Here is a 25,900-nt window from a genome sequence, read left to right on the forward strand (position 1 = left end):
CGCCACGAGCGTCGGAATACCGATGCCGAGGTTCACATACATGCCGTCTTCGAGTTCCTGTGCCGCGCGTGCGGCCATCTGGTTACGGTCCCAAGCCATGGATCAAGCCTCCTCACGCGGACGGGTGTGCCGATAGGGGCGTGCACATCGAGACCGTTGTGATCGCTCCATTCCCGCCCCTCGCCAAGCGCGCTCGCCGGGGCGCGGAATTGCTGGGTGATCGAGGGGGCCGTCGCGGGCATCGTGACGGCGATGGGATCGGGGTAGCGCGGCACATAGGGCGCAGAGGCCCCTTTGGGCGGCAGCCCGCCGCTACAGGCGGCGAGGAGAAGCCCGAAGGCGGGGAACAGGGCCCGACGCACCGCCCCCGCCCCTATTGCGCGGTCCAGCCGCCATCGACGGGAATCGAGGTTCCCGTGATGTTATGGGCGACCGGGTTGCAGAGCCAGAGCGCGAGCGCGCCGATCTCCGAAGGGTCCGAGGTACGTTGCGAGGGCTGTTTCTCGGAGAGGAGTTCCGCGATCCCGGCATCCCGGTCGCCGCCATGCGCGGCGGCGCGGGCTTCGATCTGGGGTTCGATGATCGCGGTTTCGGTCCAGCCGGGGCAGATGCAGTTGACGGTCACACCGCCCGCCGCTTTGGTCCCTTGGTTGGCATACTCGAGCGCGGCGACGCGGCTTAGACCGACGAGGCCAAACTTAGCGGCGCAATAGGGGGCTTTTTCCTTGGAGGCGACAAGACCATGCACCGAGGCGATATTGATCACCCGGCCAAAGCCGCGTTCGGCCATGCCGGGCATGGCGGCCTGCATGGTGTGGAACGCCGCCGAAAGGTTGATCGCAAGGATCGCGTCCCATTTCTCGGCAGGCATGTCGGCGAGGGCGGCGGTATGCTGGATACCGGCGTTGTTGACGAGGATGTCGGCCCCGCCCCATGCGGCGATGTCGTCCATCATGGCGGAGATCGCGGCCGGGTCACGCATATCGGCGTCAAAGAAGCGGGTCTCTGGCGCGCCCTTGGCGTCGAGCACGCGGCAGGTCGCGGCGCCCTCTTCGGCGGTGGCAAGGCCATGCACGGCGATCCGCGCGCCCGCACCTGCCAGAGCTTCTGCGATGGCGAGGCCGATGCCCTGGACCGAGCCGGTCACGAGGGCGGTTTTTCCTTTGAGGTCGGTCATTCCTGTTCCTCCAGTTTGCTGCGCAGCTCGGTCTTCAAGACCTTACCGTAGTTGTTCTTGGGCAGTTCCTCCAAGGCGAAATAGGCCTTGGGGCGTTTGAAGCGGGCGATCTGGTCGAGGCAATGGGCGTCAAGCGCGGCGGCGTCCATCTCTCCGTTGCAGACCACGAAGGCGACCACATCCTCGCCCCATTCGGGATGGGGACGGCCAATGACCGAAACCTCGCGCACAGATGGGTGCAGCAGAAGCGCCTCTTCGACTTCGCGGGGGTAGATATTGGTACCGCCGGAGATGATGACATCCTTGGAGCGGTCCTTGAGCGTCAGGTAGCCGCCCGCGTCGAGCGTCCCCATGTCGCCGGTCATCAGCCAGCCATCGACCACCGTCTTGGCCGTGGCTTCGGGGTTTTGCCAATAGCCTGCCATGATCGCATCGCCGCGCACCATGATCTCGCCGACCTCACCCGCCGGGAGCGGAGTGCCGTCCGCGTCGCCAATCGCAACCTCGACCACGGATTGCGCGCGGCCCACGGAGGCAAGGCGCGCTTGCCAGTCGGGATGGGTGCGGTCGGCCACTTCTTCGCGCGTGAGCGCCGTGATGCACATGGGGCATTCGCCCTGACCGTAAATCTGTACGAAGATCGGGCCGAAATGGTCGACCGCCTCGACGATATCGGCGACATACATCGGCCCGCCGCCATAAACGATGGTGCGCAGGCCCTCGCCGCTTTCGCCTGTGGCTTTGGCGGTGTCGGTCATGCGTTTGACCATGGTGGGGGCGGCGAACATGTGGACGCGGGCGTGATGGCGCGCGAGGTCGAAAATCTCGGCCTCGTCAAAGCCGCCAGAAACGGGCGTCACATGGCGCGCGCCCTTGAGGACATGCATCAGGTTGTAGATACCCGCACCATGGCTCATCGGGGCGGCGTAGAGGGCGGTGTCCTCGCCCGTGACCTCGTCCACATCCGCGAAATAGCTCAGCGCCATGGCGTGCAGCATGCGGTTGGTGATGGTGACGCCCTTGGGGCGCCCCGTGGTGCCGGAGGTGTAGAAGAGCCAAGAGAGGTCTTCGGGGCCGCGCGGCACGATGGTGTCGAGCGGGGCATGGGCAAGCGCGGCTTCGAAGTCGGTGCCGGTTACGTCATGGCAGGGAATGTCGCTCACCGTGACAAGCCCCTCGTGCAGGCCCGGCGACGTAAAACAGCGCGCTGCGCCTGCATTGTCGAGAATCCATGCGGCTTCGCGCGCGTGAAGTTTGGCATTGATCGGAACGACGGCGGCCCCTGCGGCCCAGACCCCGTATTGCGCGACGAGGTATTGCGGCAGGTTCTTCAGGAATAGACCGACCCGGTCGCCGGGCCCGACGCCCGCAGCCTTGAGCCAGCCCGCGACGGCCATGGCGCGGGCGTAGAACTCGCCATAGGTCGCATCAAGGTCGCGTCCGTGAAAAAGCGCCGGGCGTTCGGGCGCAGCTTTGGCCACCCGCTCCAGCCATTGTGCCAGGTTCATGTTGTCCCCTCCTCCTGTGTGGGCCGAGAGTTACCCTTGGGCGGTGCGCGGGGGCAATTCGTAGAAATACTCGGCCCTTGGCCTCCCCCGCGCTTCGGTGCATGGTGCGTGGATGGAGCTTGATGCGATTGCCTTTGATTTCGCGCCCGTGGGGCTTGCCGTGCTGGAGAACCGGATCATCCGGCGCTGTAACACGGCCTTTGGGGAGATGTTCCGGCAAGACCCGAAGGATTGCGAGGGCGTGTCGCTTGGCGAGTTCTATGCCAGCGAGGAGGATTTCCAGACCATTGGTGAACGCGGCCTTGCCGTCATGCGCGAGACCGGGCGCTATCATGACGAGCGCGTCATGCGGCGGCGTGACGGGGCGTTGTTCTGGTGCCGGGTGCGGGGGCAGTCGCTCACGCCGGAAAACCCGTTTCAGCGCGGCATCTGGTCCTTTGCGGACCTGTCGGAAGAGCGCCCCATTGTCGAGCTGACCCAGCGCGAGCGGGAAGTGGCGATCCTGACCTGCCGGGGTCTCACGAGCAAGGAGGTCGGGCTCGAGCTTGGCCTCAGCTATCGCACTGTCGAGGAATACCGCGCGCGTCTGTTGCGCAAGTTCGGGGCGCGCAAGCTTGCAGAGCTTGTGGCCAAACTCTCGGGTATGCCGCTCTAGCAAAAACAGGCTTGGACATGAGGCCGAAAAGACCCATGTTAACGTGAACACCTGCGCTTTTCACCTGCGCGGTTCTGCCATATAAGGCCGACCCAGGGGAAACCAAAAAGACTCAACACGCGCGCATCGAAGCGCTGCAGAGGATCGACACAGATGAGCAAAAAGAACCACGACACCGACGTTGCCTTTATTCAGGCCCTTGCAGAGCTTCTGCGGGAGAACGATCTCACGGAACTCGAAGTGATGCGCGAATATGGCCAGGACGACAGCCTGAACGTGCGCGTGAGCCGTCAGACCCAAGTCGCCGCGAGCGTCGTGGCACAGGCACCCGTGGCCGCCGCACCGGCGGCAGCCCCCGTCGCGGCCCCGGCCGCCGCGCCCGCCGCAGCCGCCCCGGCAGAGGACGACCCGGCCAACCACCCCGGCGCCGTGATCTCGCCGATGGTTGGCACGGTCTACCTTCAGGGCGAGCCGGGCGCACCGGCCTTCGTCAGCGTCGGTGACAAGGTCTCCGAAGGCGACACGCTTCTGATCGTTGAAGCCATGAAGACCATGAACCACATTCCCGCTCCCAAGGCTGGCACCGTCAAGCGCATCCTCGTGGGCGACGGCGACTCGGTCGAATACGGCGCGCCGCTGGTCATCCTCGAATAAGGGCGTGGCCATGTTTGACAAAATCCTGATCGCCAACCGCGGAGAGATCGCCCTGCGCGTCATCCGTGCGTGCCGCGAAATGGGCATCCAGAGCGTTGCCGTGCACTCGACCGCCGATTCCGACGCCATGCACGTGCGCATGGCCGACGAGAGCGTCTGTATCGGCCCGCCTTCGAGCACCGAGAGCTATCTCAACATGGCATCGGTGATTGCCGCCTGTGAGGTCACCGGTGCGCAAGCGATCCACCCCGGCTATGGCTTTCTGTCGGAGAACGCCAATTTCGTGCAGATCATCGAGGATCACGGCCTGACCTTTATCGGCCCGACCGCGGAACACATCCGCGTCATGGGCGACAAGATCACCGCCAAGGACACGATGAAAGCGCTTGGCGTGCCCTGTGTGCCCGGCTCCGAGGGCGGCGTGCCCGACCTCGATGCGGCGCTCAAGATCGGCGAAGAGTTCGGCTATCCGGTCATCATCAAGGCCACCGCCGGCGGCGGCGGCAAGGGGATGAAGGTCGCCCACACCGCAGAAGAGATGAAATCCGCGTTCCAGACCGCACGTGCGGAAGGCAAGGCGAATTTCGGCAACGACGAAGTCTATATCGAGAAATACCTCACCACGCCGCGCCATATCGAGATTCAGGTCTTTGGGGACGGCAAGGGCAACGCGGTGCATCTTGGCGAGCGGGACTGTTCGCTCCAGCGCCGTCACCAGAAGGTTTTCGAAGAGGCCCCCGGCCCTTGTATCTCGGAAGAGGAACGCGCGCGGATCGGTAAGATCTGTGCCGACGCTGTCGCCAAGATCAACTATATCGGCGCGGGCACAATCGAGTTCCTTTACGAGAATGGCGAGTTCTATTTCATCGAGATGAACACCCGCCTTCAGGTCGAACACCCGGTGACCGAAGCGATCTTTGGCGTCGACCTCGTGCGCGAACAAATTCGCGTCGCCGAGGGCCTGCCGATGTCGTTCACACAGGACGATCTTGCGATCAATGGCCACGCGATCGAGGTCCGGATCAACGCCGAGCGCCTGCCGAATTTCGCCCCCTGCCCCGGCAGGATCACGCAATACCACGCCCCCGGCGGGCTTGGTGTGCGGATGGATTCGGCGCTTTATGATGGCTATTCGATCCCGCCCTACTATGACTCGCTCATTGGCAAACTCATCGTGCATGGGCGCGACCGGGCCGAAGCGCTGGCGCGGCTCAACCGGGCGCTTGGCGAGATCATCATCGACGGGATCGATACCACGCTGCCGTTGTTTGCCGCCCTGCTTCAGGAAGACTCGATCCATAGCGGCGAGTACAACATCCATTGGCTCGAACATTGGCTCGAGTCGAACATGGCCGATGGCTGATGAGCGACGGCGCGCCTGAGACGGAGATCACACCGTCTCTTCTCATGCGCGCCTACGCCAGCGGCGTATTTCCCATGTCCGAACACCGCGACGACCCAGAGATTTTCTGGGTCGATCCGGTGATGCGCGGGGTGTTTCCGCTCGACGGCTTCCATATCTCCCGTTCGCTTGCCAAGGCGATCCGTCGGGCCGACTATGAGGTCACGCTCGATGCGGATTTCGAAGGGGTGCTCAGCGCCTGTGCCGACCGGACAGACACTTGGATCAACGCGCCGATCCACGCCCTCTACACAGAGCTGCATCTCCGCCAACAGGCCCATTCCATCGAGGTGTGGCGCGAAGGACGCCTGATCGGTGGGGTTTATGGTGTCGTGCTTGGGCGCGCCTTTTTCGGGGAAAGCATGTTCTCGCGCGCCCGCGACGCCTCAAAGATCGCGCTGGCCTGGCTTGTCGATCACCTGCGTCGCTGTGGCTATGTGCTTTTTGATACGCAATTCATCACGCCGCATCTCGCCTCGCTTGGGGCGATCGAGATTCCCCGCGCCGCGTATCGCGCGGCACTGGCCGAGGCGCTCGAGGTGGATGCGGATTTCTACTCGGTCTCGCCGGATTCGGCGGCGGGTGTCTTGCAGCGCAGCACCCAAACGTCATAGCGCGCGTGGTCCAGCGCCGAGAGCGCCGGGGATGAGGCGATCATCCAGCCTTGGAAGACTGGCGGCTCGGACGCTTCCTCGCCGCTATAGATCGTCAGAAACGCAAAGGCCTCACCGGCGGCGTTGTCCTCGGGGTGGCGACATTCGGCAAGATCAACGCGCAGGTCGCCGAACATCACGCTATAGCCGTTGTCCAAGGTGAAATCGACGGTCTTGCCGTTGAGCTTGTCAAGGCCGCGCAGTTGAGCGCCGGTGCCGGTCACCACAGGCGTGACCAGTTCCGAAGTCACGCGCCCGAGGTCTTCTTCCAGCGGTGAGAGGGAAAAGACCTCGCGGTCGGGCTGTTCGATGATGACGGGCGGCTCTGTCGGATCGAGCGATTCGACAGTGATCGACTGCGCCGCGAGCGGCGTCGCGAGGATCAGCGGCAAAAGCGACAGGGCGGTCCGGCGGATCACTCGTCGTCCCCGCCAGTCACGAATTTCATCAGCAGGCCGACCAGGCTCACCGCGCTTTGCGTGTCCTCGATCTCGGCGCCTTCTTCGAAATTGAAGGGCGACCCCCCCGGCAGGATCTCGACGAAGTTGCCGCCAAGGAGGCCCTCGGAAGAGATCACCACGGCGCTGTCGTCAGGCAGGATGATGCCGTCCTTGATGGTGAATTCGGTATCGGCGCGGAAGGTCTGGGGGTTGAGCGAGATGCCCGTGACCGAGCCGATCTTGACCCCCGCAAGGCGCACATCCGTGCCGACCGTCACCCCCTCGAGCGAGCGGAAGGAGGCCGAGAGCGGGTAGCCCGCATTGCCCGACGAGACGCCGGTAAACTGGCTCGCGTAGATGAGAAACCCTGCAGCGACCGCCACAACGGCGGCCCCAACGGTCACTTCTGTGCGGTGGGCAGACATATCGCGCGTGTTCCCTTGGTTATTCCGGCACCCAGGCTTCGTAGTCCCGGCGGTCGGCCGGAGCGCCCTTGCGGATCGACCCGGCGGGCGCATAGGCCATCGCCGTCCCGGTCAGGTTCTCCACATGCGGTTTTTCCCAAGCCTTGTGCGGCAGCGGTTTTTCCGACGGGATCTCGTCAAAGGTGCGATGCAGCCAGCCATGCCAATCGGCACTGATGCGGCTTGCCTCGGCCTCGCCGTTGAAGATCACCCAGCGCTTGGAATCATCCTTGGTGTGGTAATAGACGTTGCCCTGATCATCTTCGCCGACCTTGATGCCCTTGCGACGGGTAAAAAGACGGGTGTTGAGGGTCGCCCCGTTCCACCAGGTGAAGATGCCGTTGATCGTGCTCAGAATGCCCATGTTCGTCTCCGATGGTCTGCACCCGATATGCCGCAAATTGGATCGGAGGTCCAGTCAGTAGACCACCCGGACAGCACCTTCCCGCCTTGCACCGCGCGACATCAGCCCGCGGTGGCGGATTCCTTGTCGGCCTCGGCATGGATCATCAGCGGCGCGGCCTCCGAGGTCACGGCCTCTTCGTTCACAACCACTTCCTTGACGCTCTCCATCGCGGGCAGTTCGAACATGGTGTCGAGAAGGATATCCTCGAGGATAGACCGCAGGCCACGGGCGCCTGTCTTGCGCTGAATGGCGCGCTTGGCGATCGCCTTGAGCGCATCATCGGTAAAGGTCAGGGCCGCATCTTCAAGCTCGAACAGGCGCTGATACTGCTTCACAAGCGCGTTCTTCGGCTCGGTCAGGATCGTCACAAGCGCATCCTCGTCGAGATCCTCGAGCGTCGCCAGAACCGGCAGACGACCGACAAATTCCGGGATCAGGCCGAATTTCAAAAGATCTTCCGGCTCGAGCTCTTTGAAGAGTTCGCCCACACCGCGATCGTCATTGTCGCGCACATCGGCGCCAAAGCCCATCGCCGAGCCCTTGCCACGCTGCGCGATGATCTTGTCGAGACCGGCAAAGGCCCCGCCACAGATGAAGAGGATGTTGGTGGTGTCGACCTGAAGGAATTCCTGCTGCGGATGCTTGCGTCCGCCCTGCGGCGGCACGGAGGCGACAGTACCCTCCATGAGCTTCAAGAGCGCCTGCTGCACCCCCTCGCCCGAGACATCGCGGGTGATCGAGGGGTTTTCCGACTTACGGGTGATCTTGTCGACCTCGTCGATATAGACGATGCCGCGCTGTGCGCGCTCGACGTTATATTCCGACGCCTGCAACAGCTTGAGAATGATGTTCTCCACATCCTCGCCGACATAGCCCGCCTCGGTGAGCGTCGTGGCATCGGCCATGGTAAAGGGCACATCAAGGATGCGCGCCAATGTCTGCGCCAGCAGCGTCTTACCACAGCCCGTCGGACCGATCAGAAGGATGTTCGATTTCGAAAGCTCGATATCGCCACTCTTTTGCGCGTGGTTGAGACGCTTGTAATGGTTGTGCACCGCGACCGAGAGCACACGCTTGGCCATCGCCTGACCGATCACGTAATCGTCGAGCACATCGCAGATCTCCTGCGGCGTCGGCACGCCTTCAGACGCCTTGAGGCCGCTCGACTTGGTCTCTTCGCGGATAATGTCCATGCAAAGTTCAACGCATTCATCACAGATGAACACGGTCGGCCCGGCAATCAGTTTGCGTACCTCGTGCTGGCTCTTGCCGCAGAAGCTGCAATAGAGGGTGTTCTTGCTGTCACCGGAGTTGTTCGACATGTCCTACCTTTCGGTCCCCCGCGATAAATGCCGGGGGCAATCTGCGTCGCGTCTTCGTCTCACCCAAGTCTAAGGCAGCTTGAAACGGGCTACAATGGGCGAATTTAGCGCCCCTCGAACGGCTGTCCAAGGGGCGCAAACCCTTACGCCTCGTCGTCGCCCTTGGCGCGCGACTCGACGATTTCGTCAATAAGACCCCAATCTTTGGCGTCTTCGGGGCTCATGAAGTTGTCCCGTTCGAGCGCGGCTTCCACGGCCTTGAGCTTCTGGCCCGTGTGGCGCACGTAAATCTCGTTCAGGCGTTTCTTGAGCTTCAGGGTTTCCTCGGCGTGGATCATGATATCCGTCGCCTGACCCTGATAGCCGCCCGAGGGCTGGTGCACCATGATCCGGCTATTGGGGAGCGAAAAGCGCATCCCCGGCGCGCCTGCCGTCAGCAGAAGCGAGCCCATCGACGCCGCCTGCCCGATCACAAGGGTCGAGACCTTGGGGCGGATATACTGCATCGTGTCATAGATCGAGAGACCAGACGTCACCACACCACCGGGCGAGTTGATATACATCGAAATTTCTTTCGACGGGTTCTCGGCCTCGAGGTGCAGAAGCTGCGCCACGATCAGGCTCGACATGCCGTCATGGACGGGGCCGTTGACGAAGATGATCCGCTCCTTGAGCAGGCGCGAGAAAATGTCATACGCGCGCTCGCCGCGGCTTGTTTGCTCGACCACCATGGGCACGAGGGTGTTCATATATGTCTCGAAAGGGTCTGTCATATCCGCCTGCCTGTTGTTCGCGTGCATCGCTTCGGCCAAAGCCTAATACAAGAGTCTTAGTGCTGCCCCGAGGGGGCTGCAAGAGCACCCCGTAAAATTCGCCGCATCCCCCGGCTTCCCCTTTGTGAAAATACTCCGGGGGTGAGCGAAGGTTTTGCCTCGCAAAAGCATCGCGAGGGGGCCGCGCCCCCTGCTCCGCGCCTGACAAGGCGCTCCCCCTGCGCGCGCCCTGCGGGCGCGCTCCACCCAGCAACAGGAAGGGCCAGCAACAAGAAGGGCGCCACAAAGGGCGCCCTTCCGGTGTGAGGTGTCGGCCGTGAGATCAGCCGAACATGTCGGTGGTGATACCCGCATACCAGCCGACGCTCTCCTCGAAGGTGCGCTGGCGCAGGTCCGCGTCCTCGCCCACCTTGGAGATGAAGCCATCGACCTTGGCGATCTTCTCGTCGGTCGCCTGATAGGAGGCCCCGACCTTCACGCCATCGTTGGAGTCGATGAGCGACCAGCATGTGTTGGTGAACTTCGCCGGGAAGACCTTGGACCCGGTGAGCGCACCGCGCACCGCCATTGCCGCAACCTTGGCCTGGCTGTTGGCCGAGAAACCCGACTTTGGCATGTCGCCCTGGTTGGTGGCGTCGCCGAGCACGTGGATGTTCTCGTCAACGCGGCTCTGCATGGTGTGGCCGCTCACAGGCGCCCAGTTGCCTTCGGTGATGCCCGCCATTTCGCAAATCCGGCCCGCTTTCATCGCCGGGATGACGTTGCAAACATCGACCTTGGTCACTTCGCCATCGATCGAGAGCGTCATCTCGTCGGCGTTGACCTCGACATTGCCGCCGCCGAAATCCGGGCCGAGCCATTCAATCATGCCATCGTAGTGCCGGCTCCAGCCATCCTGGAACAGCGCCATCTTGGAGAATTTCGGCTTGGGGTCGGCGATGATGATCTTCGCGGTCGGGTTCTTCTCTTTCAGCACATGCGCCACCATCGAAATCCGCTCATACGGCCCCGGCGGGCAACGGAACGGGTTCGGCGGGGCGACCATGGCATAGGTGCCGCCCTGCGGCATGGATTCGATCTGCCGCTTGAGCAGTTCGGATTGCGACCCGGCCTTATAGGCATGGGGCATCTTGTTCTGCTTGCTCACGTCCCAGCCCGGCACGGCACCATCGACGAAATCAATACCCGGCGACAGGATCAGCCGATCATACGGCAGCTTGGCCCCACCTGCGAGGCTCACCGTCTTGGCATCGCGATCGACGCCCACGGCCCAGTCATGCACAACGTTGATGCCATATTCGGCCGCCAGCGTGCCATAGGTATGGGCAATCGACTCCAGCGAACGGAAACCGCCCATGTAGAGGTTGGAGAAGAAACAGGTGTAATAGGTGCGGGTCGGCTCGACGAGGGTCACGTCGATCTCGCCCTTGCTATCCTTCGCGATATAGCGTGCCGCAGTGGCCCCGCCTGCCCCGCCGCCGATCACGACGACGCGCGGCTTGCCGGACGACATGCCCCAGACCTGCGGCGCGGAGAGCGATGCGGCGGTCGTGGCTGCGGCCACACCAAGGAATTTCCGTCTGTTCAAAGTCATTCTGGTCTCCTCCCTATGGAACGCCCGGGTTATTCGAGCGTTTCGAAATATGCAGCGAGCGCCGCAATCTCTTCGTCCGAAAGCCGGCTGGCCATCATCTGCATGACCGGGTGCGGACGTAATTTCTGTTTGTAGGCGTGCATGGCGATGACGAAATCTTCCTGCGGCCATTGAATAATCGAGGGAATCCCCTGGTCCGAGCCGTCGCGCTGGTGACAGGTCGTGCATTCGCTCGACAGATACTCACCATAGGCCGGATCGCCCTCCATCGCGAGCACTTCGGGATCGAGGTGGGGATAGTTCGGCTCGGCGGTCGGTTCGGCCTCGGGAATGTTGGCCGGGTTGTCCGATTTCGAGCGCAGAAACGCGAGAAGATCGGCCCGGTCGCCATCGTCCTTGAGGCCGCGGTAGCTCATCCGCGTGCCGGAAACGAGCGCTTTGGGGTTGTGAATATATGCGTCGAGCGTCTCGAGCCGCCAGACAAGGCCATCCTTGCCCGCCCGCGCCATCGACTTGGAATACCGAAAATCCTCGACCGAGGCGGCGCGGCGGCCGAAAATGCCATTCAACTGCGGGCCGATGCGGTTTTCCGCACCGGCGCCAATCTGGTGGCAGCCTTTGCATTGGTTCCAGAGCTTGGCCCCTTTGTCGGGGTCGCCGATCTCTTCGGCACGGGCCGAAAGGGCCAATCCCAGCGCGCAAATCGCAGAAAGTAAAATTGTCTTTTTCATAGCTTCCAAGCCTGCGCCATTTCCCCGACTCGATCAACATATTTTGCACGGATTTCGGGCAAAAAATGCGGAAATTCGCATACTTTCTGCGCGCCATGAAAACTCTTTTTTACCAATAGGTTAATCTTTTCTCCCAGATGCGAAATCACGCCCATGTGATGCTGCGGCGCGGCGCGGCGGCGGTGGGTCCAAAACGCAAAAAGCAGCCCCCGCAGAGGCTGCTTTTCAAAGCTGTCTTCCGGCCCATTTTCGGGCCAAGGCGAAGATTACTCTTCGTCCTCCGGCGTCACGTCGAGAACGGCGGCGCGCATGGTGATTTCGACCTTGTCCTTGCAGTTCTCCATGCAGGGTTCATCGGTCCAGAAATGCGCTTCCGAAGTTTCGCGATCGTCAACGATAAAGCCACCAGCGTTCGGCATCTCCACGTCGAGGAAGGTCTCTTTCGAGAGCTCGAACTCATCATCAATGAGGTCGTTCGAGTAGAGGATGTAGGCCACGATCGCATAGACCTCGTCATTGGTCAGCGTCTGGGCCGAGCCAAACGGCATCGAGCGGCGCACATAGTCGAAGGTCGTCGAGAGATACGGCCAGTAGGAGCCCACGGTCTTCAGCGGGTCATCATGGTTCAGCGTATCCATACCCCCGGCCAGTTTCGGCCAGTTGTCGACACCCTCGGCAAAGTCGCCGTGGCAGGCGGCGCAATAGTCGGCGAAGATTTCCTCGCCGTCATAGGCATTGCCCGAACCTTCGGGAAGGCCGGTGCCGTCGGGAGCCACGTCGAGATCCCACGCGGCGATCTCTTCCTCGAGCGCCGGGCGGCCAAGGCCGTATTCCCCTGCGATCACGGGCGCGGCGATCAGGCTCGATGCCAGTGCTGTTCCGGCTACGAGATTAAGAAACTTCGACATTCTCTGCCTCCCCGTTCGATTTGACCCACCAGGTCTGGATACAGTTGTTGTGATAGATCGAGTTCAGGCCACGCACTTCGCGAAGCTGGGCCTTGGTCGGCTGGATATAGCCGCTCGAGTCCCGCGCACGCGACTGGAGGAACATCTCTTCACCGTTCCAGTTGATGTCGAGATAGAAGCGGGTCAGCGCCTTGTCGGTCCCTGGTGCGCCGAGGCGTGCTTCTTGCCAGGTCATGCCACCGTCAAGCGACACGTCCACGCCGGTGATCGCACCACGGCCCGACCATGCGAGGCCGGTGACGACCAGCGGGCCTTTGCCGTGCTTGATCGGCGATTGCGGGCTGGGCGAAGTGACGACCGATTTGGCGTCCATGACCCAAGTCCATTTGCGCGAGGTGCCGTCTTCGAGCGTGTCGGTGTATTTCGACGTCTCTTCGCGGCTCTCGATGGGCATGTCGGTGACTTCGATGCGACGCAGCCACTTGACCCACATGTTGCCTTCCCAACCCGGCACCACGAGGCGCACCGGATAGCCATGCTCCATGCGCAGCGCTTCGCCGTTGGCCTTGAACGCGACGAGCACGTCATCGAGCGCCTTTTCCATCGGGATCGAGCGACCGTTCGAGGAGGCGTCCGCGCCTTCGACATAGACCCATTTGTCCTTGAGCTCGCCCGCGGCATCGAGGCCTGCTTCTTCGAGCAGGGTGCGCAGGGAAACGCCGGAATATTCCATATTGTGGATCATGCCGTGGGTGAACTGGGCGCCGTTGAGCTGCGCGCCGGCCCATTCCATGCCGGTGTTGGCGGCGCATTCACAGAAATACACGTGGTTCTCGCGCGGGAAGCGTTCGAGATCTTCGTAGGTGAAGACCAGCGGCGTATCGACAAGGCCGTTGATCATCAGGCGGTAGTCTTCCTTGCGCAGCTCAATCGCGCCCGAGTGGTGGCGTTCAAACGCACAGCCCTGCGGGGTGATCGTGCCGTCCAGCGCGTGGATCGGGGTAAAGTTGATCGACGAGATCGTGTCTGCGGTCAGCCATTCCACGTTCCGGCGCACCACGTCCGATTCGAACTCGATCGGAAGACCGTAGGGGGTCGCATCCACACCGTCGCCGGTATAGGACGCCCAATCCTGGACCTCGGTGATCAGCGGATCGGCCTCGGCCTTGGCCACGCTGGCGCTGGCAAGGGTGCCACCGGCCGCGACAGCGCCCTTGAGGAACGCGCGGCGCGAGGGCTTGCCTTTGAAGCTCATTGTCATCTGGCTATGCCTCCTTTTCATCCAATTGCCCGGCTGACGAAATAGTCAGCCGGATGTGTCAATCTGTGGTGCCGGATCAGACCCCGGTCACCTTCACGTTTTCATGCGGTTCGACGTGAACCGTGCCCTTCTTGCGGATGTGGTTTTCCACCACATCCCAGATCTGCGGTCCTTCGGTGCCTTCGTTGACCGAGGCCCAGCCCGCGACCTGATATGTCTTCGAGGGGTCGATCGCCTCGCCGGTCTTGAGCAGCGTCATCTCGGAGATGCGCGAGCCCTGCGGCTTGGAAACGTCGATCTTGTAGCCCATGCCACCGATCCGAACCATGTCGCCGCCCTGCTGGTAATAGGGGTCGACGTTGAACAGGTTGTCGGCCACGTCTTCCATGATCACGTGAATGAATTCACCTGTCATTTCAGTGCGATAGGCCTCGCCATAGGTCATCGAGGTCACGTTCCAGATATCCTCGCGGGTGATGTCCTGACCCGGCAGGATCGACGGACCCCAGCGCACGCCGGGCGACATGGAGATGTCGGCCTCGCGCTCTTCGATGAGCGCCTGGCAAATCAGGTCGTCCCAGGTGCCGTTGAAGTTGCCGCGACGATAGAGAAGCGAGTCGGTTTGGCCGATCACTTCGGTCAGTTGATCGAGATAGGGCGCGCGCTGTTCCTCGATGACCTTGGTGACAACCGGGTCTGGCGTGATCACGTCCGAGAAGATCGGGATCAGCTTGTGACGGAAGCCCATCATCTTGCCATTCTGGATGTCGAGGTCGACGCGGGAGACGAACTTGCCGTTCGAGCCGGAGGCGACAACGATGGTTTCACCAACGAGGACCGGTTCCGGCAGGGCGTCGTGGGTGTGCCCGGAGAGGATCACGTCGATACCCTTGACGCGGCCCGCCATCTTCTTGTCCACGTCGAAACCGTTGTGCGACAGCACGACGACGCACTCTGCGCCCTTGGCGCGAACTTCGTCGACCATCTGCTGCATGTGCTCGTCGCGAATCCCGAAGGAGTATTCCGGGAACATCCAGCCGGGGTTGGCGATCGGCATATAGGGGAAGGCCTGACCGATGACGGCGATGTTGACGCCACCGCGCTCGAAGAACTTGTAGGGAGGAAACAGTTCTGCGGGCTCGTCCCATTCGGCGTCAAAGATGTTCTGGCCGAGGGCTGCGAAGGGCAGGCCTTCGACGATCTCGTTCACACGCTCGGAGCCGAGGGTGAATTCCCAGTGGAAGGTCATCGCGTCAGGCTTCAGCGCGTTCATCACATTGACCATGTCCTGCCCCTGCGTCTGATAGCAGGTGTAGGAGCCGTGCCACGTATCGCCACCGTCGAGCAGGAGCGCATCGGGGCGGTCCGCGCGGATCGCGTTGATCACAGTAGACACCCGATCCATGCCACCGACGCGGCCATAGGCCTGCGCCAGCGAGGTGAAGTCGTTATAGGTCAGGGCGTAATGCGACATCGAACCATCTTCGATGCCATACATCTTGCGGAAATCCGCACCGGTCACGTGCGGCACCTGCCCGCGGGCATCGCCAACGCCAAGGTTGATCTCGGGCTCGCGGAAATAGATCGGCATCAGCTGGGCGTGGATGTCGGTCACGTGGATGAGCGAGACATTCCCGTAGGTGTCAAACTGAAGCAGGTCATCCTGAGTGAGCGTTTGCTGCGCTGCGAGGCGGGCCCAATTGCCAAAGCCGGACGCACCGACCATGGCCGAAGCCGCCATAGAGACCTGAAGAAAATCGCGACGAGAGATCATAGACGAGGCGCCTTTCAATCTGTTGCTCACACAGCTTATATTCGCATGTGTGAATTCATTACATGTAACAAAGGCCCGCCCCGTTTTACGCTCGGGAGCGGGCCTTTGCGGTGTTAGTTGCGGACCGAGGGCCCTTCGACCGAGAGGCCGTTGCCGCGCGAGGCGACATAAAGCTCAAGCGCGACGAACTCGTCCGAACCCGGCTTGTAGGTCTCGGCGCGGGTATCGCGCACGCAGCCCTTGAAGCGACCGTGGGCTGTGGTGAGTTTCGCGTTCTTCAGACGATACACCGGGAAGCCGTTGATCTGGCCCTGGCTGAGATGGTCCGAGCGAATGTGGTTGCCATAGTTTTCTTCGTGGCAGGACGCGCAGGACAGGTCGAGCTGACCAGTGCGGGTATAGTAGAGCTCTTTGCCCCACTCCCAGGTCGCTTCGGCCGGGCCGTCGATCGCCACGTTGACCGGCATGCCGCGCGACTGCACGGAGATCAGAGCCTCCATACGGGCCATTTGTGCGCCGGATTTCTTCCAGGCTTCTGCGCCCATACCGTCGGTGAGGCAGTCGTTGATCTGCATCTCCATGGTGTAGACTTTCTCCTTGCTGTCATTCCATTTCGGATAGACAGCGCGGACGCCTTTCATGCTTTCTTCGACGTCACCGTGGCAGGACGCGCAGGACTTGCCCTTGGTGCCCATCTCGGTGTTCCAGTCATCCATCGCCTGTTCGACGAAGATCATGCCGGGGTTGTCGAAATCATCTGCCTGCATCACCTGGGTCTCATCCGAGCGGAAGTGCCAGCCCGACATGATGGTGTCCAGTGCGTCCGACAGGTGTGCCGGCGCGGCGGTCTTGGTGACCATTTCTGTCTCGCCATTGAGGACGAGCGTGTCGTCGTCCGGATCCGCCAGCGCCAACGCCGGCAGCGAGATCACAAGTGCGGCAATCGCAGTTGTTGCCTTGAATTTCATCGCATTTCCTCCCTTGGAACCGCCCTGCCCCTCTCGTGGGGGCAGGACAGATGTGCCTTGGTCTAGCGGCCAGATTTAGCCGATAGCGACAGCTTTGGTTTCGTCGTACACGTCGCCATCGTCGTCATACCACGTGAACTTGAGCTCACCCGCTTCCGGGATCGTCGCTTCAAATTCGAAATACGGGTTGGTCGAGATCGCGGGCTCAAGGGTCACGTCGATCACGTTCTTACCGTTAAAATCGCAGGTAAAACGGTTGATGATCGAACGCGGGATGAGGTTGCCCTCTTTGTCCTTGCGCTGACCCGATTCCATCTTGTGAGAGATGAGGGTCTTGATGGTCACAACTTCGCCGGCTTCTGCCTTCTTCGGAGCTTTGACGCGGGGTTTCACACCAGATGCCATGTTCCTATTCTCCTCTGATTAGCCGCCGCAGCCGCCGATGGTGACTTTGACGGTCGACGATGCCTTTGCGAACGAGCCGTCCGCCATCTTGGCAATGGCAACCACGTCCTGGGTGCCGGCAAGACGGATACGGGTCGACGCCATCTGCGAGCCAGCCAACTCGCCGAAGTTGAAGGTCGCAACGCCCGGGGTCGGGTTGCCCGTTGCGAGCAGCAGGATCGACACGGCGCCCTCTGCATCAACGCTGATCGGAACGGTGTTGCCGTTCTCAGCGATCTCCGGGGCGGTCAGGTCAACGCCGCCATCGGCAACGTCCGCACCGCCGGTGAATGCTGCGATCGCTTCGTCGGCGGCAGCGTGCACACGGAAGGGAAGAACGGTCAGCGCCGCCGCCCCTGCACCGAGTGCCAGAGTTTCACGTCTCGTGAAGTCCATCTGATTCTCCTTGGGTATTAAGTTTATGTGTCCCTCGTCACTCGTCTTTGAGTGTCGAGAGGAAAGCGATTACATCTTCGATCTGCTGGGCGCTCAGGAGCGGATCCAGCGGACCTTCCGCTGCTTTGCCGGTATAGGCGTTGCCCGGACGGGTGAACCCGTCGACAACATAATAGGCCGGCATCACGGTGCCCTCGTAGGTCTTCTTGGCGTTGCTGAGGATGCCGCGCAGTTCGGCAAGGTTCCAGCGATCACCAACCCCGTCCAGCGACGGACCGACGTTCCCGTGGAACGGCGCTTCGCTCAACGCGGTGACCTGGTGGCAAGCAATACAGTTGCCCAGCGATTTCGTGGTCATCACCTTGGCACCGTTCGCGGGATCGCCCGCAGTGCCCGACAGCGATGTTTCCACGGCGCCATATTCCGTATAGGCCACATCGGCAGGGGCCACCGGGCCGGCGATTGCGGTGCCGGCGGCAAGCGAGGCCACCAGTGTCAATGTCGAAAGCTTCATGTTTCCTCCCTTTGGCTACCTTACTCTGGCTAGGTAAGCTCGGTATACCGTAGGCTACCGGTCCCCCTTAACGCAACAACAAATTCACGTTAGTGAATAATTGCACGCGAAATCGCGGGCCAGAGCGGCTTTTCATTTGTTTTCAATAGACCCCGGCGCGCGCAATAATCATATCCGCGCGCCGCATGTTTTGGATTCAATCGCCCTGCTCGGCGCGACGCTCCCGAATCATCCGCGCATGGTAGCGCTGGAAATCCTCTTCGGACTGGTCGAGATAGCGCTCTTCGAGCACCCATGTCAGCAGGTCATATGTCGTGCCCGGCTTGAACGCGCCCGGCATGACGGCAACGGCCTGGCGGATCGCGGGGGTTTCTTCGTCCAGGTCCGGCGGCATGAAGATCATAGTGGGCGTGAACATCACCCCCCATTTGCGCGCCGCCGCGCGTTCCTCCATCGCTTCGCCATCGGTGTCGACCATCTCGGTCGCGCCGTGCAGGTTGATGCGGATCGGATAGTAATCCTCAGTCAGGCGCGCCTGCACCTTCTCATCCTTGAAGGAGGTCTCGTGCATCTCGCGGCAATATATGCAGCCGCGCTGCTCTACGATGATGAGAAGGCGTTTGCCCTCTTCCTTGGCCGTGGCAAAGTCTTCTTGCAGGTCTTTCCAGGTGTCCTGATACCAATCGACCTTGTGCAGGCCGTCCGCATCCACATCCGCGGCCCAAACCGGCACGGCAAAGAGAACGGCGAGAAAAGCTGTGAAAAGGCGTGTCATATATGGTCCCTCCCCTGGCACTGATGACATTGCGATCAGCCGATCCCCGAAAGCCAGGACGGCCCGTATTCGATCATAAAGTTGGCGATGTGATTCACGCTATTGGTCGCGATGAGTATAGCGAAGATGAGCAGCATCACCCCCATCACTTTTTCCACGTAAGGCAGATAGCGGCGGTTGCGGTGCATCCACTTCAGGAACGGCTGGGCAAACAGCGCGGCGATGATGAAGGGGGCGGTCATGGCAAGACCATAGACGAAGAGCAAAAGCGCGCCGCGCCACAGATCGCCCATGCCTGAGGCCACCATCAGGATCGAGGCCAGCGCCGGGCCAACGCAGGGCGTCCAGCCAAAGCCGAAGGCCAAGCCCATGACATAGGCGCCAAGGATGGTCTTGGGTTCGGCGGTGCTTTCGATCTTGGCCTCGCGGTAAAACAGGCCGATCTTGAGGATGCCAAGGAAATGCAGACCAAACAGCGCCAGAAGCGCCGCCGCCGCATAGGACAGGGGCTGTTTCCATTGGGCGAAGGCCTGACCGAGCGCGGTTGCCCCCATGCCGAGCAGCACGAAGATCGTGGTCACCCCAAGCGCAAAGAAGATCGCAGAGATCACCAGGCGGCGTTGCGCCCCCTTGGCGATTCCGCCGTCGCCTTGCAGTTCCGACATGGAGATCCCGGCCATGTAGCACAGGTAAAACGGCACCATGGGTAGAACACAGGGTGTGAAAAACGATAGAAGCCCGGCAACGGCCGCTCCCACGAAGGATATTTCAAGCATCCTCCCCTCCTCCTTGCCTTATGCATATATTCAAATTATATTTTGCGTAATGCGCTCGTCTACCGGATTTTTCATGACGCTACGTTCTGTGCTCTTGTCTGTCGCCCTTCTGTTTGGCTCTCTCCTGCCCGCCTGGGCCGTGGAGCTTGTCATCGTCGAGCAGAAAGGCTGTTATACCTGTCGCCTCTGGAACGAGGAGATTGCCCCGATCTACCCCAAGACCGAGGCCGGGCAGTTTGCGCCGTTGCGCCGCGAGGACCTTCGCAAGGCACCGGACGATCTTCGCTATGCGCGCGCGATCAACTACACGCCGACCTTCCTTCTGATCGACGAAGGCCGGGAGGTTGCCCGTCTCGAAGGCTATCCGGGTGAGGATTTTTTCTGGTGGCATATCGAAAAGATGCTGGCCGACAACACTGCATTCGAAGGCAGCACCCGTTAAGACACAGGCGCCGGACCGCCCAACGCGACGCAGCGTTCCGGATAGACGCCCCCCGAAACAGCGTTGCATGAGGGATAGAAACGACGGCCCGGGTCCGAAACAGGCACCCGCGAAGGCACAAAGAGGCCCGGCCTCCCCAACACGGGGACCCGACAGGAGCGAGGACAGATCCCATGGCACTTCCGGTGTTCAACGACGACATCAGCGACGAAGAAATGGACGCCATGGTCGCCAATGCGACCAAGGCCTCGAACTTCATGAAAGCAATCAGCCACGAAGGTCGATTGATGATCCTCTGTCACCTCGTCAATGGCGAGAAATCAGTGACCGAACTCGAAGACCTCCTCTCGGCTCGGCAGGCCGCCGTCTCGCAGCAACTCTCCCGCCTGCGCCTCGAAGGGCTCGTCATTCCGCGCCGCGAAGGCAAGACGATCTATTATAGATTGGCGGATCACCGTCCAAGGCGTATACTCGAAGTGGTCTACGATCTCTTCTGCAACGGTAACGACTGACCGCGCCTCGGGGATCGGGACACGCACACCGGTACCTGAGGAGAGCAACCGGACATGCTGGCACTTTTGGAATATCTGGGCGGCGCCAATATGGTCGCCCTATTGGGCTGTCTCGGGGGCGTGGTCCTCGGACTTGCGGCGCGACTTGGACGGTTCTGCACCCTCGGCGCGATTGAAGACCTTCTCTACGGTGGCTCCGACCTGCGCATGCGCATGTGGGGCATTGCCATCGGCACCGCAGTGCTTGGCTCCTTCACGCTCATTGCATCGGGGCATCTCGAACCGGAAGCCTCCTTCTACTACTCGATCCGCTGGATGCCGCTGGCCTCGGTGCTCGGGGGGCTGATGTTCGGCTATGGCATGGCGCTTTCAGGGAACTGCGGTTATGGCGCGATTGCGCGGCTTGGCGGCGGCGACCTGCGCAGCTTTGTGATCGTCCTTGTGATGGGGGTTTCGACCTACGTTGTCCTCGCCGGGCCGCTTGCGCCCCTGCGCAACTGGGCCTTTCCACAAATCGAAGTCACAAGTGCCGTTCCGCCCAGCATCGCGCATCAGCTTGGCGCATGGACCGGGGTTGCCCCGGCCTTTGTCGGCCTTGCCATCGGGGCGCTGATCCTCATCGGCGCGCTGGCCTCGCGTGAAATGCTACGCGAGCCGAAATCGATCTTCTGGGCCGTTGCCGTGGGCCTTGCCGTGGTCTCGGGCTGGGCCGGAAGCCAATGGGTCTCCAGCAATAGTTTCAGCGCCACGCCGCTCGTGTCGCATAGTTTCTCCGCCCCGGTGGGCGAAAGCATCCTCTGGGCCATGAATGGCTCGGTGCGCCCGCTCTCCTTTGCGGTGGGATCGGTCGCGGGAGTCTGGCTCGGGGCCTTCATCGGGTCGATGATCCGGGGGCATTTCCGTTGGGAAGCCTGCGAAGACCCGCGCGAACTCCGCCGTCAGATCGTCGGCGCGATGATCATGGGCGCGGGCGCGATCCTCGCCATCGGTTGCACTGTGGGGCAAGGCATCACCGCCTTTTCGCTTCTGGCGATTTCCGCGCCGGTCACCTTCCTCGCGATCTTTGCCGGGGCGGCCATTGGTCTGCGCCAGTTGATCGAAGGCTTCCAGCCCGCGGAATAATCGCGGGCGGACGCCTTCCTTACCGCTGCACCGTCTCGAGATAGGCCAGAAGCGCCGCAAGCGGGCGCGGTGTGGGCGTAAGCGTGCCGTCATCGGTCTCGACCGGGACGAGATCGCCCTCGAGCAACTCGCCAAACTCCGGCATGTCATCCCCGCCCTCGCCCTTGAGATAGCCATCCACCTGGCTCAGCACGCGGTTGACCGGGAAGGCGCCGCCATTGCCGCGCGCCAAGGTGGTCAGGTCCGCAGGCGCCGGCACCATGCCCGCCGCGACATCCCCCTGCCCGCGCCCATCCGCGCCATGACACATGGCGCAATGCGCGTCATAGATTGCCCGGCCTTCGCGGTTCTCGGGCATTTCATATGCCGTACACGCCAGAAGCACCGCCACGGCTCCGCCCGTGGCCAAGATCGTCAGCGCCGTTTTCATTTCTGCACCCCCTCAAGGTAGACCGTAAGATCGGCCACCGGTTGGCTTGTCATGATCGGCTGGCCCGTCTCGGTCTTCAGCGCGAGATCGCGCCCCTCAAAGAGCGAACCATAGACCGGCATCGGGCTCCCGTGCGAGACCAGCGGGTCGCGCCCGTCGATCCGCTTGATGACCCGGACAAGCGGAAAGACCCCGTCGTTTCCGGCACTGAGCGCCGTCAGGTCGGAGGGCTTGATGATCATCACCCCCGCCATCGGCCCCTTGCCCTCAAGATCGACGCCGTGACAGGCGACACAATGCTCAAGATAAAGCGCCTCGCCCCGTTCCGGATCGCCTTCGGCGGCCCCAAGACAAGCGCCAAGCACGCTCAACACGGCCGAAGCTGTCAATGCAGGTAAGTATTTCATCTCGCTCTCCTCCCCCGAAAAGGGGTCTATTGCTGGATGCTCTCAAGATAGGCGACCACTGCCTCAAGCTGACTATCCGGTGCGATCCCCGACACATCCAGATCCGAGAAATCAGGCATCGCCCCGCTAAAGTGCGCATCCCGGCCCTCGCCTGTGATCGAAAGCGCCACCCGTGTCGCCGGAAACGTCCCGCCATTCTCGCGCGCAAGACGCGTCAGATCGGGCGGCAGGCTCAGAAGCTGGTCGGCAAAATATCCATCACCGCGCCCGCTCTCTCCATGACACATCACGCAATGCAGATCATAGACCGTGCGGCCACGTGACTCGACCGACGCACATCCAATCACAACGCCCGCAAGGGCCAGTGCCGCTATTCCCAATGCTCGCCGCATCCGTCGCTTTCTCCTGTCGTCCTGTGGCCCCATGATCGAGCCCATCACAAGGGCGCGCCTTGATCCCGATCATATGCAGGTGACATTTCCCGGAACAACCGCCATTCTCGCCTACGACAGGACATTCGCGGGGGGAGACGCGCACCATGAGCATGACACCGGCACAGGCCCAGACGATTCTGGGCGAGTATTTCGCGCCGTGGGTTCGGGCGCTCGACCTGACGATCGACGAGATCTCGCCCTCCGGCGCCACGCTCTCGATGCCGATCACCCCCGAGCTGTCCCGCTTTGGCGGAATCGTCTCAGGCCAAGCGCTCGCCGCCATGGCGGATACGGCGATGGTCTTTGCCGCGATTGGCCATTTTCAAGCCCCCGCCCCCGTCGCCACCACGAATCTCGACCTCCAGTTCCTGCGCCCCGGAAAAGGCGAGCGTATCCGCTGCGATGCGGAGATCGTGCGCGCGGGCAAGGCGCTTCTGTTCACCCGCGCGACGATGGTCGCGCTTCCCGATGACAAGCCCGTGGCCACGGCCACCGCCACCTTCTACAACCCTTGATCGATCACACGAGGACGCGCCCATGCCGCCGACCAGCATCTACGCCACCACTATGCTCGCCGCAGGAATCGGCATCCCTGTGCTTGCCGCGCTCAACGCCGCCCTCGGCCAACGCCTCGGCGCGCCCGTGGCGGCGGGGGTGATCCTGTTTCTCGTGGCGCTCTCGGCGGCGGTCGTCACGCTTGTCCTGACCGGCAGCGCACCGGCACTCGCCAAGGCCTCTGGCGCACCGAAACACCTCTTTCTCGCGGGTCTGCTCGTGGCCTTCTACGTGCTGTCGATCACCTATGTCGCGCCGCATTTCGGCGTCGGCAACGCGGTGTTCTTCGTGCTTCTGGGGCAATTGATCTCGGCCGCCGCGATTGACCATTTCGGACTTTTCGGTGCGCAAGTCTCTCCGCTCTCGCTCACACGGTCCGGCGGCATCGCCTTGATGGCGGCAGGCGTCTGGCTCACGCAACAGGCCTGATAGTCAGGCGGATGTGAGCCCGCCTGCATCGAGCCGCAGAACCCTGTCCATCCGACGCGCCAGATCAAGGTTATGCGTCGCGATCAGCGCCGCAAGACCGGTCTCGCGCACCAATCCCATGAGCGTGTCAAAGACCTGATCCGAGGTCGTCGGATCAAGGTTTCCTGTCGGCTCGTCCGCGAGCAAAAGACGCGGCGCATTGGCGAGCGCACGGCAGAAAGCAACCCGCTGTTGTTCACCGCCCGAAAGCGCCGCCGGACGATGATCTGCGCGCTCAGCAACACCCACCCGCGCGAGCAAATCCTGCGCCCGTGCGTCAGCCTCCTTGCGGGAAATACCATTTGCCAATTGCGGCAGAGACACATTCTCCATCGCATTAAACTCGGGCAATAAGTGATGGAATTGATAGATAAATCCGATATCGCGCCGACGCGCAGAAGTGCGTTTGCGATCCGAGCGCCCGGTGAGCACTTCGCCAGCGATGGCGACCTCTCCCGCATCCGGCGTGTCGAGCAATCCAGCGATGTGCAGCAGCGTTGATTTCCCGGCGCCGGAGGGCGCGACAAGGGCAACGATTTCGCCCGCCGCGATCTCGAGGTCGATACCGCCAAGCACGTTGACTTCGCTCTCCAAACCTTTGTTATAGCTCTTCTCGACGCCGCTCAGGCGCAGGATCGGATCACTCATAGCGCAACGCCTCCACCGGGTTCATCCGCGCCGCCCGGCGCGCCGGGAAGATCGTCACCCCAAATGATAGCCCAAGCGACAGGCCAACCGCGCTCATCACATCCGCGAATTCAAGCTTTGCAGGGAGCTGATAAATGCCGCGAATGGACGGATCCCAGACGCCACCGCCCATCATCATGTTTACAAAAGCGAACACTGGATCAATATAGATCGCAAAAAGACATCCGAGCAGCACGCCAAAAAAGGTTCCAATAAGGCCCGTAAACGCCCCGCAGATAAAGAATACTCTGAGAACCGATCCCTCGGAGAGCCCCATGGTGCGCAGTATACCGATATCGCGCCCCTTGTTCTTTACCAACATAATGAGACCTGAGACGATATTCATCGCCGCGATCAACACGAGGATCGACAAAATGATGAACATCACGTTGTCCTCGACCTCGAGCGCTCGCAGGAACCCGCCCGAGGCGTCTTTCCATGTCCAGAGCAGCGTGCGATCGCCGCCCGCCCGCAACAGAGCCACGGACATGTCGGCGACCTTTTCCGGCGCCTCAACCATCACTTCAATTTCGTCCGCCACACCGTCGCGGTCAAAGAAGTTCTGCGCCTCGGCAAAGGGTAGGTAGACGCGCGTGCGGTCAATGTCATAGCGCCCCGCCGAGAAGATATAGACCACCTCGTAGGCACTCACGCGTGGCGATGTGCCAAAGGCCGTCTTAACGCCATTGGGCGAGATGAGCTTGATCCGGTCGCCGACGATGGCGCCCAGTTCCTGCGCCACACCCGAGCCGATGGCGATGCCCTCCTCGAAGCGCGCGATGTCGCCTCGTCCAGTTTCCGGGTCCGCGATCCGAGGCAACTCGGCAAGGTTTTCCTGCCGGATTCCAAAAACTTCCACGCCGGCGTTACGGTTGCGCAGGTTGGACATGACCTGCCCCTTGACGAGTGGCGCCGCGCGCACCACGCCCGGCACCTCGCGCAGGCGCTCGGCCACGGCTTCGAAATCCTGAATCGTGCGATCAATGCGGCCGTTCTCGGCAACTTCGCCCGAGCGGTAGACCGTCACATGGGCGTTAGAGCCAAGGATCGTGTCGACGAATTCTGCCCGAAATCCCGAGCGCACCGCCAGCGTCGCAATCAGTGCGAACACCGCAAGCGTGATCCCGACAAGGCTGATCCAAGTCATCACGCTCACGCCGCCCTCGGCGCGCCGCGCACGAAGGTAACGCCACGCGATCATCCACTCGAACGCGGCAAAAGGAGGGGGTGTGCCTGCCATGTCTGCTC

32 protein-coding genes and 1 pseudogene are annotated in these 25,900 nt (G+C 61.9%); 9 read left to right on the forward strand and 24 right to left on the reverse strand.

The annotated features are described in order from the left end of the window. The 3 genes from MK745_RS09705 to MK745_RS09715 form a co-directional block, all read right to left on the reverse strand. Positions 1–99 (reverse strand): CoA-transferase (locus MK745_RS09705; RefSeq protein ID WP_279391780.1); only part of this gene is annotated, 99 nt, incomplete at its 3' end. Between the two features lie 274 nt (positions 100–373). Beyond that, positions 374–1,177 carry a 3-hydroxybutyrate dehydrogenase gene (locus tag MK745_RS09710; RefSeq protein ID WP_243613096.1) on the reverse strand — a complete coding sequence of 268 codons (804 nt, stop codon included), beginning with the start codon at positions 1,175–1,177 and terminating at the stop codon, positions 374–376. Continuing rightward, a complete protein-coding gene (locus MK745_RS09715) occupies positions 1,174–2,685 on the reverse strand; it encodes a class I adenylate-forming enzyme family protein (RefSeq protein ID WP_243613097.1) in 1,512 nt (503 codons plus the stop codon). The genes MK745_RS09710 and MK745_RS09715 overlap by 4 nt, the downstream gene beginning before the upstream one ends. Before the next feature lie 112 nt (positions 2,686–2,797). On the opposite strand from MK745_RS09715, the gene MK745_RS09720 reads away from it, so the two are divergent. The 4 genes from MK745_RS09720 (at position 2,798) to aat (ending at position 6,010) form a co-directional block, all read left to right on the forward strand. After that, positions 2,798–3,340: a helix-turn-helix domain-containing protein gene (locus MK745_RS09720; RefSeq protein ID WP_243613098.1), complete on the forward strand. Its 543-nt coding sequence runs from the start codon at positions 2,798–2,800 to the stop codon at positions 3,338–3,340. Between the two features lie 153 nt (positions 3,341–3,493). Beyond that, positions 3,494–3,994 (forward strand): acetyl-CoA carboxylase biotin carboxyl carrier protein, encoded by a 501-nt coding sequence (gene accB, locus MK745_RS09725; RefSeq protein WP_243613099.1) that lies wholly within the window; start codon positions 3,494–3,496, stop codon positions 3,992–3,994. Between the two features lie 10 nt (positions 3,995–4,004). Further along, complete coding sequence (gene accC, locus MK745_RS09730) at positions 4,005–5,357, forward strand: acetyl-CoA carboxylase biotin carboxylase subunit (RefSeq protein ID WP_243613100.1); 1,353 nt, start codon at positions 4,005–4,007, stop codon at positions 5,355–5,357. Continuing rightward, on the forward strand, positions 5,357–6,010 hold the full coding sequence (gene aat / locus MK745_RS09735) for a leucyl/phenylalanyl-tRNA--protein transferase (protein WP_243613101.1): 654 nt from the start codon (positions 5,357–5,359) through the stop codon (positions 6,008–6,010). Before accC ends, aat begins: the two co-directional genes overlap by 1 nt. Here aat and MK745_RS09740 read toward each other — a convergent pair. The 16 genes and pseudogenes from MK745_RS09740 to MK745_RS09815 all read right to left on the reverse strand — a co-directional run bounded on the left by MK745_RS09740 (position 5,950) and on the right by MK745_RS09815 (position 19,595). Beyond that, positions 5,950–6,468, reverse strand: coding sequence for a DUF2155 domain-containing protein (locus tag MK745_RS09740; RefSeq protein WP_243613102.1), 519 nt, complete (start codon positions 6,466–6,468; stop codon positions 5,950–5,952). The genes aat and MK745_RS09740 overlap by 61 nt on opposite strands. Beyond that, positions 6,465–6,914, reverse strand: a complete 450-nt coding sequence (gene mlaD / locus MK745_RS09745; RefSeq protein WP_243613103.1) for an outer membrane lipid asymmetry maintenance protein MlaD — start codon at positions 6,912–6,914, stop codon at positions 6,465–6,467. The genes MK745_RS09740 and mlaD overlap by 4 nt, the downstream gene beginning before the upstream one ends. Positions 6,915–6,933: 19 nt before the next feature. Continuing rightward, positions 6,934–7,317 carry an NADH:ubiquinone oxidoreductase subunit NDUFA12 gene (locus MK745_RS09750; RefSeq protein WP_243613104.1) on the reverse strand — a complete coding sequence of 128 codons (384 nt, stop codon included), beginning with the start codon at positions 7,315–7,317 and terminating at the stop codon, positions 6,934–6,936. Positions 7,318–7,418: 101 nt separating this feature from the next. Further along, complete coding sequence (gene clpX / locus MK745_RS09755) at positions 7,419–8,681, reverse strand: ATP-dependent Clp protease ATP-binding subunit ClpX (protein ID WP_243613105.1); 1,263 nt, start codon at positions 8,679–8,681, stop codon at positions 7,419–7,421. Positions 8,682–8,824: 143 nt separating this feature from the next. After that, positions 8,825–9,454, reverse strand: coding sequence for an ATP-dependent Clp protease proteolytic subunit (locus MK745_RS09760; RefSeq protein ID WP_243613106.1), 630 nt, complete (start codon positions 9,452–9,454; stop codon positions 8,825–8,827). 322 nt (positions 9,455–9,776) lie between these two features. Then, positions 9,777–11,048 (reverse strand): NAD(P)/FAD-dependent oxidoreductase, encoded by a 1,272-nt coding sequence (locus MK745_RS09765; RefSeq protein ID WP_243613107.1) that lies wholly within the window; start codon positions 11,046–11,048, stop codon positions 9,777–9,779. Between the two features lie 29 nt (positions 11,049–11,077). Beyond that, positions 11,078–11,779 (reverse strand): c-type cytochrome, encoded by a 702-nt coding sequence (locus MK745_RS09770; RefSeq protein WP_243613108.1) that lies wholly within the window; start codon positions 11,777–11,779, stop codon positions 11,078–11,080. Between the two features lie 272 nt (positions 11,780–12,051). After that, positions 12,052–12,687 (reverse strand): annotated as a pseudogene (locus MK745_RS09775) (c-type cytochrome); the annotation flags it as partial. Next, positions 12,671–13,948 carry a sulfite dehydrogenase gene (gene soxC / locus MK745_RS09780; protein WP_411028137.1) on the reverse strand — a complete coding sequence of 426 codons (1,278 nt, stop codon included), beginning with the start codon at positions 13,946–13,948 and terminating at the stop codon, positions 12,671–12,673. The pseudogene MK745_RS09775 and the gene soxC, both read right to left, overlap by 17 nt. A gap of 76 nt (positions 13,949–14,024) precedes the next feature. Beyond that, a complete protein-coding gene (soxB, locus tag MK745_RS09785) occupies positions 14,025–15,722 on the reverse strand; it encodes a thiosulfohydrolase SoxB (protein WP_243613109.1) in 1,698 nt (565 codons plus the stop codon). Positions 15,723–15,835: 113 nt separating this feature from the next. Further along, the gene (soxA, locus tag MK745_RS09790; RefSeq protein WP_243613110.1) at positions 15,836–16,690 is read right to left on the reverse strand and encodes a sulfur oxidation c-type cytochrome SoxA; all 855 of its coding nucleotides are present in this window, start codon (positions 16,688–16,690) and stop codon (positions 15,836–15,838) included. A gap of 75 nt (positions 16,691–16,765) precedes the next feature. After that, positions 16,766–17,095, reverse strand: a complete 330-nt coding sequence (gene soxZ / locus MK745_RS09795) for a thiosulfate oxidation carrier complex protein SoxZ (protein ID WP_243613111.1) — start codon at positions 17,093–17,095, stop codon at positions 16,766–16,768. A gap of 18 nt (positions 17,096–17,113) precedes the next feature. Beyond that, a complete protein-coding gene (gene soxY / locus MK745_RS09800; RefSeq protein WP_243613112.1) occupies positions 17,114–17,530 on the reverse strand; it encodes a thiosulfate oxidation carrier protein SoxY in 417 nt (138 codons plus the stop codon). Positions 17,531–17,567: 37 nt separating this feature from the next. Then, positions 17,568–18,044 (reverse strand): sulfur oxidation c-type cytochrome SoxX, encoded by a 477-nt coding sequence (gene soxX, locus MK745_RS09805; protein ID WP_243613113.1) that lies wholly within the window; start codon positions 18,042–18,044, stop codon positions 17,568–17,570. A gap of 196 nt (positions 18,045–18,240) precedes the next feature. Then, entirely contained in the window at positions 18,241–18,819 is a 579-nt protein-coding gene (locus MK745_RS09810) for a thioredoxin family protein (RefSeq protein ID WP_243613114.1), read from the reverse strand. Positions 18,820–18,854: 35 nt separating this feature from the next. Then, the gene (locus MK745_RS09815; protein ID WP_243613115.1) at positions 18,855–19,595 is read right to left on the reverse strand and encodes a cytochrome c biogenesis CcdA family protein; all 741 of its coding nucleotides are present in this window, start codon (positions 19,593–19,595) and stop codon (positions 18,855–18,857) included. A 73-nt stretch (positions 19,596–19,668) separates the two neighbouring features. On the opposite strand from MK745_RS09815, the gene MK745_RS09820 reads away from it, so the two are divergent. The 3 genes from MK745_RS09820 to MK745_RS09830 all read left to right on the forward strand — a co-directional run bounded on the left by MK745_RS09820 (position 19,669) and on the right by MK745_RS09830 (position 21,671). Continuing rightward, complete coding sequence (locus tag MK745_RS09820) at positions 19,669–20,037, forward strand: thioredoxin family protein (protein ID WP_243613116.1); 369 nt, start codon at positions 19,669–19,671, stop codon at positions 20,035–20,037. Between the two features lie 173 nt (positions 20,038–20,210). After that, on the forward strand, positions 20,211–20,549 hold the full coding sequence (locus MK745_RS09825; RefSeq protein WP_243613117.1) for an ArsR/SmtB family transcription factor: 339 nt from the start codon (positions 20,211–20,213) through the stop codon (positions 20,547–20,549). A gap of 54 nt (positions 20,550–20,603) precedes the next feature. After that, positions 20,604–21,671, forward strand: coding sequence for a YeeE/YedE family protein (locus MK745_RS09830; RefSeq protein ID WP_243613118.1), 1,068 nt, complete (start codon positions 20,604–20,606; stop codon positions 21,669–21,671). A 19-nt stretch (positions 21,672–21,690) separates the two neighbouring features. Here MK745_RS09830 and MK745_RS09835 read toward each other — a convergent pair whose 3' ends face one another. From MK745_RS09835 to MK745_RS09845, 3 genes are read right to left on the reverse strand one after another with little or no spacing between them, the layout of a single operon-like run. Further along, positions 21,691–22,101 (reverse strand): c-type cytochrome, encoded by a 411-nt coding sequence (locus MK745_RS09835; protein ID WP_243613119.1) that lies wholly within the window; start codon positions 22,099–22,101, stop codon positions 21,691–21,693. Further along, positions 22,098–22,508, reverse strand: a complete 411-nt coding sequence (locus MK745_RS09840; RefSeq protein WP_243613120.1) for a c-type cytochrome — start codon at positions 22,506–22,508, stop codon at positions 22,098–22,100. Before MK745_RS09840 ends, MK745_RS09835 begins: the two co-directional genes overlap by 4 nt. A gap of 26 nt (positions 22,509–22,534) precedes the next feature. After that, positions 22,535–22,900 (reverse strand): c-type cytochrome, encoded by a 366-nt coding sequence (locus MK745_RS09845; RefSeq protein ID WP_243613121.1) that lies wholly within the window; start codon positions 22,898–22,900, stop codon positions 22,535–22,537. 146 nt (positions 22,901–23,046) lie between these two features. Between MK745_RS09845 and MK745_RS09850 the strand changes: the two genes are divergently transcribed. Further along, positions 23,047–23,457 (forward strand): PaaI family thioesterase, encoded by a 411-nt coding sequence (locus tag MK745_RS09850; RefSeq protein ID WP_347813648.1) that lies wholly within the window; start codon positions 23,047–23,049, stop codon positions 23,455–23,457. A gap of 22 nt (positions 23,458–23,479) precedes the next feature. Next, a complete protein-coding gene (locus MK745_RS09855) occupies positions 23,480–23,926 on the forward strand; it encodes a DMT family transporter (RefSeq protein ID WP_243613122.1) in 447 nt (148 codons plus the stop codon). 3 nt (positions 23,927–23,929) lie between these two features. Here the strand turns inward: MK745_RS09855 and MK745_RS09860 are convergent, their stop codons facing one another. Together MK745_RS09860 and MK745_RS09865 are read right to left on the reverse strand one after the other, a co-directional pair. Beyond that, entirely contained in the window at positions 23,930–24,613 is a 684-nt protein-coding gene (locus MK745_RS09860) for an ABC transporter ATP-binding protein (protein WP_243613123.1), read from the reverse strand. Beyond that, positions 24,606–25,892, reverse strand: coding sequence for a lipoprotein-releasing ABC transporter permease subunit (locus tag MK745_RS09865; protein ID WP_243613124.1), 1,287 nt, complete (start codon positions 25,890–25,892; stop codon positions 24,606–24,608). Before MK745_RS09865 ends, MK745_RS09860 begins: the two co-directional genes overlap by 8 nt. Positions 25,893–25,900: the final 8 nt, after the last annotated feature.

This window comes from Shimia aestuarii (genome assembly GCF_022814865.1).
GTDB classification, from domain to species: domain Bacteria; phylum Pseudomonadota; class Alphaproteobacteria; order Rhodobacterales; family Rhodobacteraceae; genus Shimia; species Shimia aestuarii_A.